General features: G+C 58.9%; 7 protein-coding genes. 4 read left to right on the top strand and 3 right to left on the bottom strand.

Annotated elements, in window-relative coordinates:
* Window positions 1-190: 190 nt before the first annotated feature.
* Window positions 191-709, top strand: coding sequence for a cupin domain-containing protein (locus ACP7BN_RS17910; RefSeq protein ID WP_426205469.1), 519 nt, complete (start codon window positions 191-193; stop codon window positions 707-709).
* A gap of 116 nt (window positions 710-825) precedes the next feature.
* Here the strand turns inward: ACP7BN_RS17910 and ACP7BN_RS17905 are convergent, their stop codons facing one another.
* Entirely contained in the window at window positions 826-1,473 is a 648-nt protein-coding gene (locus tag ACP7BN_RS17905; protein ID WP_426205468.1) for a YceH family protein, read from the bottom strand.
* A 125-nt stretch (window positions 1,474-1,598) separates the two neighbouring features.
* On the opposite strand from ACP7BN_RS17905, the gene ACP7BN_RS17900 reads away from it, so the two are divergent.
* Window positions 1,599-2,108, top strand: a complete 510-nt coding sequence (locus ACP7BN_RS17900) for a DUF1993 domain-containing protein (protein ID WP_420650154.1) — start codon at window positions 1,599-1,601, stop codon at window positions 2,106-2,108.
* Window positions 2,109-2,172: 64 nt separating this feature from the next.
* Here ACP7BN_RS17900 and sstT read toward each other — a convergent pair whose 3' ends face one another.
* Window positions 2,173-3,405 carry a serine/threonine transporter SstT gene (sstT, locus tag ACP7BN_RS17895; protein ID WP_420650153.1) on the bottom strand — a complete coding sequence of 411 codons (1,233 nt, stop codon included), beginning with the start codon at window positions 3,403-3,405 and terminating at the stop codon, window positions 2,173-2,175.
* A gap of 294 nt (window positions 3,406-3,699) precedes the next feature.
* Between sstT and ACP7BN_RS17890 the strand changes: the two genes are divergently transcribed.
* Entirely contained in the window at window positions 3,700-4,860 is a 1,161-nt protein-coding gene (locus ACP7BN_RS17890) for an MFS transporter (RefSeq protein ID WP_420650152.1), read from the top strand.
* Here the strand turns inward: ACP7BN_RS17890 and nhaR are convergent.
* The gene (nhaR, locus tag ACP7BN_RS17885) at window positions 4,857-5,756 is read right to left on the bottom strand and encodes a transcriptional activator NhaR (protein WP_426205467.1); all 900 of its coding nucleotides are present in this window, start codon (window positions 5,754-5,756) and stop codon (window positions 4,857-4,859) included. The genes ACP7BN_RS17890 and nhaR overlap by 4 nt on opposite strands.
* A 145-nt stretch (window positions 5,757-5,901) precedes the next feature.
* Between nhaR and ACP7BN_RS17880 the strand changes: the two genes are divergently transcribed.
* Complete coding sequence (locus ACP7BN_RS17880) at window positions 5,902-6,144, top strand: hypothetical protein (RefSeq protein ID WP_420650150.1); 243 nt, start codon at window positions 5,902-5,904, stop codon at window positions 6,142-6,144.
* Window positions 6,145-6,169 lie beyond the last annotated feature (25 nt).

The following is a 6,169-nucleotide window of genomic DNA, read 5'->3' as shown; positions in this document are numbered from 1 at the left end:
GCGCTTGGGTGAAAGGAGGAGGGGCGAAATCTCCCACGGATCTGTACTGCGTCAACAGTCAGAAGCCAGCCTAGTCCCTCCTCCTCCCTTCAAGTACCAAGCATACAAGCTAGCCTGCTAGCGATGGCCGCGCCGCAATTTCAAAAACAGGCACCGACTGCCCCCTCTCAATGATGTGATCGAGGTTTGTATGCATCCGCCAATACTCAACCTGAACGATGTAGAACTCGAAACACTGCCTGAAGCGCTGGCGCCCGAAGGCGAAACCGCCGGGCGTTATCAGCAGCGTCTGGCCCGGGTCGGTCAGCAATTGGGCGCGCAGAAACTTGGCTATCGCCTATACGCGCTGCCGCCGGGGATGCGCGGTAGCCCGTTTCACAGTCACCGGGTCAATGAGGAAATGTTTTACGTGGTGGCCGGGGAGGGCGAGGTTCGGCTGGGTGCCGAGCGTTTCCCGATCCGCGCTGGCGACGTGATTGCCTGCCCGCCGGGTGGTCCGGAGAAAGCGCATCAAATCCTCAATACCAGTCAGGCTGAGTTGCGATATCTGGCGGTCAGTACCCAGCAACAACCGGAAATCTGCGAGTACCCGGATTCGAACAAGTACGCGGTGATGGATAACTTCAGCGTGGACGCAGAGGGCAATGCTTCAGGTTTTGTAGCGGTGGCGCGGCAGGTGGACGGGGTGGATTACTGGGACGGTGAGTAATAGACGACGTACCTGTGGGAGCTGGCTTGCCAGCGATGAGGCCGGCATTGCCGCCATCTATGTTGACTGACAGTACGCTATCGCGGGCAAGCCCGCTCCCACAGATCAAGTGGTGATCATTCCAGGCGCGACAGGCGCTCTTCCAGCGCTGCGATCCGCGCCTCCAGTTCTTCTATGCGTTCCACGGAAACACCGCTGGCCGCGCCGCGATCTGCAGGATTCTGTCGCGCTGCCATGATTGCCTCGATATCCGCCGGATCGCCCAGTGCATGGGTATAGCGATCTTCCCGCTGCCCCGCCTGACGCGGGATCAACACCGCCAAGCCACGAGCAATCAACCGCTCCAGCTGATGCAGCACCTGCTCGGCGTCTTCGAATTCATGCATGCGCCCGCTGCGGGTCAGCAGTTCGTTGACGGTCTGCGGGCCGCGCAGAAACATCAGCCCGGTCAGAATCACCTGCGCCGGCACCAGTTCCAGAGCCTTGTCGACTTTGTGCTCCCAGCGGTCGGCGCGGCTGCCCATGACCAGCTTGGTAAAACCACGACCTTCAAGCGCGCGCAGGCTTTGACCGACCTGGCCTTGCGTCAGGTTCATCACCGGTTCACGGCTGGTTTTCTGATTGCACGCCAGCAGCAGCGCGTTGAGGGTCAGCGGATAGCTTTCCGGGCTGGTGGCCTGCTTTTCGATCAACGAACCGAGAATGCGGATTTCCGTGGCGTTGAGCCGTGGTTCGTCGAAGGTGGTTTGTTGTTCGGTGGTCATCGCGCGTTCCCTCAGCAGTCGAAGGCGCCTAGCCTAATCCTTGCAGGATAAAAGACAAGCCGCAGGCGTCTCGCGGCATGGCTATAATCGCCCCACGATTGACCCTGCCACCACGTGAGACTGCCATGACCATTTCCCTGTACGCCGCATCCGTCCCGGTTTTCCAACAAATGCTCAACGCCCTGAGCGATGTGCTGAAGAAGGCTGAAGCCCACGCCACCGCGAAAAACATCGACCCGAACGCCTTTCTGCAGGCACGCCTGTACCCGGACATGTTCCCGCTGGTGCGTCAGGTGCAGATCGCTGTGGATTTCGCCAAAGGCGTTTCGTCGCGTCTGGCTGAAATAGAAGTTCCGAAATACGACGACACAGAAACCACCTTCGCCGAGCTGCAAGCGCTGATTACCAAAGTGCTGGCCTACATCGGCGAGATCAAGCCTGAGCAGATTGATGGCAAGGAAGGCATCGAGATTGTTACCCGTCCGGGCACGCCTAAAGAAAAACGCTTCTCGGGCCAGTCTTACCTGCTGAGCTACGGCCTGCCGCAGTTCTTCTTCCACGTCACCACTACATACGCATTGCTGCGTCATAACGGTGTGGAAGTGGGCAAGCGCGATTACATGGGCGCGTTCTAAACCGCCAAGGCACAAAAAAGCCCGCCAAGGTTCGCGCCTTGGCGGGCTTTTTACTGGATGCGGTTTACGCCATCCGCTGAGCTTTCTCTTCTTCACCCATACAAGCCGCCGCGGTAAACAGCACATCGGTCGACGAATTCAACGCTGTCTCCGCAGAATCCTGCAACACGCCGATAATGAAACCCACCGCCACCACCTGCATCGCAATCTCGCTCGGAATGCCGAACAAGCTGCACGCCAACGGAATCAGCAGCAGCGAACCACCGGCCACACCCGACGCGCCGCAGGCGCAAACCGCCGCCACAACGCTGAGCAGAATCGCCGTCGGAATATCCACCGCGATCCCCAGCGTATGCACAGCCGCCAGCGTCAGCACGGTAATGGTGATCGACGCACCGGCCATGTTGATGGTCGCACCGAGCGGGATTGACACCGAATAAGTGTCTTCATGCAGACCCAAGCGTTTGCTCAATTCCAGATTGACCGGAATGTTCGCCGCCGAGCTGCGGGTGAAAAACGCGGTGATACCGCTTTCGCGCAGGCACTTGAGGGTCAGCGGATACGGGTTGCGACGCAGCTTCCAGAACACGATCAGCGGGTTCATCACCAGCGCCACGAACAGCATGCAGCCGAGCAGCACCGCCAACAGGTGCGCGTAACCGAGCAGCGCGCCGAAACCCGAGGTGGCCAGGGTCGAAGCCACCAGACCAAAAATACCCAGCGGGGCGAAGCGGATCACCACGCGCACGATCAGGGTCACGCCGTTGGACAGGTCGCTGACCACCTCGCGGGTGGTGTCGCCGGCATGCCGGATCGCCACGCCCATGCCGATCGCCCAGGCCAGAATGCCAATGAAATTGGCGTTCATCAGCGCAGTCACCGGGTTATCCACCACGCTCAGTAACAGGCTTTGCAATACTTCACCGATGCCGCCGGGTGCGGTCACCGCAACATTGTCAGTGGAGAGCACCAGATGCGACGGGAACATCGTGCTGGCTACCACGGCGACCACCGCAGCACCAAAAGTCCCCAGCAGGTACAGGAACAGAATTGGCCGAATATGGGTTTCCTGACCGTGCTTGTGGTTGGCAATCGAAGCCATCACCAGCACGAACACCAGAATCGGCGCCACGGCCTTGAGTGCCGAAACGAATACCTTGCCGATAAACGCAGTGGCTTTGGCCGCTTCCGGGGCCAACAGCGCCAGAGCAATACCGGCAATCAGGCCGATCAGGATCTGCGCGACCAGGCTGAGGTTTTTCAGGCGTAGCAATAAAGAAGGGGATGCAGCGGTCATAACGGCGTCTCTGATTTTTTATAGGGTGCGAGGTGCGTGATCCGGGCGGTGAAATCAGGGCGGGCCACGGATCAGCCCCGAAAGGTGTACGTTTTGCAGGGCGCGGACTTTATCACAGCGTCATCCCGATCCTTCAGGCATGTGACGATCTGCCACTTGATTGATCTACAACATAGACAGGTTTGTGCAAGTCAGCCTGGAAACACTCTGTTAAGATTCGCCATCCTCATTTTCAAGTTCTGCCAGCGCACCCTTCGGGTCAGCGCTGGTGTCGTCGTTTTGCTGGAGTTCCTCATGCTGTTGCCCATCCTTCTGTTGTCCGCCGCCGGGTTTACGGTGCTGACCACGGAATTCGTCATCGTCGGCTTGCTGCCGGCGATAGCCCGAGATCTGGAAGTCACCATCCCGCAAGCCGGATTGCTGGTGACTCTATTCGCTTTCACCGTGGCCTTGTTCGGTCCATTTTTGACCGCATATTTCGCCCGCTTCGAACGGCGCAAACTGTTTATCAGCATCCTGATCATGTTTGGTCTGGCCAACACGGTGGCGGCGCTGGCACCGAATATCTGGGTGATGGCGGTTGCCCGCTTGATTCCGGCGCTGGGCTTGCCCGTGTTCTGGGCCCTGGCCAGTGAGACAGCGGTGGACATCTCCGGCCCGGACTTCGCCGGCCGCGCAATTGCCAAGATCGGCTTCGGCATCGTCTGCGCGACGGTGTTCGGGATCCCGGTGGGCACGCTGATTTCCGATGCGTTCGGCTGGCGCAGTGCCTTCGGCATTCTGGCGGTGATCGCGTTTGCCAAAGCGTTATTGCTGTTTGTTTATCTGCCGCAAACCAGTCTGCATCAACATCAGGTCAGCTTCCGCTCGCAGTTCAAAATCCTGCGCAGCCCGCTGATGATCGGCCATGTCGTGCTGTCGATCCTGGTGTTTAGCGGCATGTTTACCGCTTACACGTATTTGGCGGACATCCTTGAACGGCTGGCCGGTTTCGACGGCACGGTGGTCGGCTGGTGCCTGATGGGCTTCGGCGCCGTGGGCTTGATCGGCAACTCACTGGGCGGGCGCGCGGTGGATCGTCACCCGCTGATGGCTTCGGTGATGTTCTGTGCGTTCATGATTCCGGGAATGGTCGCGCTGGTGCCGAACATTCATTCGTCGCTGGGTCTGGCGGCGGCGATGGCTATCTGGGGTGTGACTCAGGCAGCGCTGTTTCTGGTCAGCCATGTGCGTTTAATGAAAGCTGCACCTGAAGCGCCGGCGTTTGCCGCGTCGTTGAACATTGCCGGGGCCAACCTCGGGATTGGTCTGGGCGCGATGATCGGCGGCCGAGTGATCGACAGCGCGGGTCTGGGCTTCCTCGGTTTCGCTGCGTCCGGCTTCATTCTGTTGTCGATCTTCCTTGCCATGGTGTTGATGGCGTTGAAGCCGCGTGAAGTCTGCGCGGCGGCCTAAACAGCAGTAAACAGTTCGCGTCGGGCACCTTCGGTAATCGCAACGATGCCGGGGTGCTTGACCTTGCGCTCCACCGAGATCGCATAGAACGACTCGCTCACTGCATCGGTCTGGCCGATTACCTCCACGTTGTACTGGCGCTGCACCTCATCGGCAATCACGCTCGGGCCGATGAAAATCCCGCTCCCGGACTGACCAAACGCCTGCATCAAGGCGCTGTCATCGAACTCTCCGACAATTCTTGGCTGAATCTGCAGCTCAGCGAACCAGCGCTGCAAGCGGCTGCGCACCACGGATTCCGCGCCGGGAATGAGCAGAGGCGCGCCGTGCAGACTGCGTGGGAAATCCTGACCATATTGCGCTGCCAGATCGGCAGTGGCGAAAAAACTGATGCCGCACTCGCCGAGTTTCTGGCTGTAGCCCTTGATGTCCAAATGCGAGGGCATCGGGCTGTCGGAGATCACCAGGTCGAGGCGCTGGATCGCCAGATCCGCCAGCAAGCGTTCAAGTTTGTCCTCGCGGCAAGTAATGCGCAGCGGTTCGCTGAGCTCCATGGTCGGCGCGATCAGGCGGTAGACGATGGATTTCGGGACCACGTCTGCCACGCCTACCCGGAACAGAATCTGCTGCTCGTTGGGCTGCGCGCGCAGCATCAGTTCCAGATCGCCGCCGATTTGAAACATCTGCTCGGCAAGGGGCAGGGCCTGGCGCCCGGCCTCGGTCAGCTCAAGTTGCCGGCCAACGCGCTGAAACAACTCGATTCCATAAGTTTGTTCGAGCAGGGAAATCTGCCCGCTGATGGTTTGCGGCGTCAGGTTCAGCTGTTCGCAGGCGCGCACGATGCTGCCAGTCTTGGCTACCACCCAGAAGTAATGCAGTTGTCGGTAATTGAGCATGGCGTTCAGTCCGCGAGTACAGTTCGTATAAACCGAAGTATAGCCGCTAAAAATACGAATTTTCCTGAACTGTTCATCTCCCTAGAATGCCCACCCATCAACGGCCGGTTTGGATGGCCCGTCTGGTCTATCAAAGGGATGCATGATGAAACTCAAAATGACTGCTTTGCTGTTTACGTCTTTACTGGTTCTGGCCGGTTGCGATCAGGCTGAAAAGAGTGCCCAGCAACTCATGGGGCAAGCGGCTGACGCGGCCAAGCAAGCCATCGACGACACGCATAAAGCTGCAGAATCGGCGCTCAGCGACGCTACTGGCGGCCTGATCAGCAAAAAAGAACAATCGGAAGAAGATGCGGAGAAATCCGAATCGTCCTCCCAGGAAATCTAAACCGTCTTAAACAGAGAGTCAGGAC

The organism is Pseudomonas sp. TWP3-1 (assembly GCF_049896625.1).
GTDB lineage: Bacteria > Pseudomonadota > Gammaproteobacteria > Pseudomonadales > Pseudomonadaceae > Aquipseudomonas.
Note: the sequence above shows the minus strand (reverse complement) of the source record. Positions and strands in the feature narration are given on the sequence as shown.

What these genes read in the sequence shown, in the direction of transcription:
- ACP7BN_RS17910 (WP_426205469.1), top strand. Translation starts at nt 191, where the DNA reads ATGCATCCGCCAATACTCAACCTGAACGATGTAGAACTCGAAACACTG.
- ACP7BN_RS17905 (WP_426205468.1), bottom strand. Translation starts at nt 1,473, where the DNA reads ATGACCACCGAACAACAAACCACCTTCGACGAACCACGGCTCAACGCC.
- ACP7BN_RS17900 (WP_420650154.1), top strand. Translation starts at nt 1,599, where the DNA reads ATGACCATTTCCCTGTACGCCGCATCCGTCCCGGTTTTCCAACAAATG.
- sstT (WP_420650153.1), bottom strand. Translation starts at nt 3,405, where the DNA reads ATGACCGCTGCATCCCCTTCTTTATTGCTACGCCTGAAAAACCTCAGC.
- ACP7BN_RS17890 (WP_420650152.1), top strand. Translation starts at nt 3,700, where the DNA reads ATGCTGTTGCCCATCCTTCTGTTGTCCGCCGCCGGGTTTACGGTGCTG.
- nhaR (WP_426205467.1), bottom strand. Translation starts at nt 5,756, where the DNA reads ATGCTCAATTACCGACAACTGCATTACTTCTGGGTGGTAGCCAAGACT.
- ACP7BN_RS17880 (WP_420650150.1), top strand. Translation starts at nt 5,902, where the DNA reads ATGAAACTCAAAATGACTGCTTTGCTGTTTACGTCTTTACTGGTTCTG.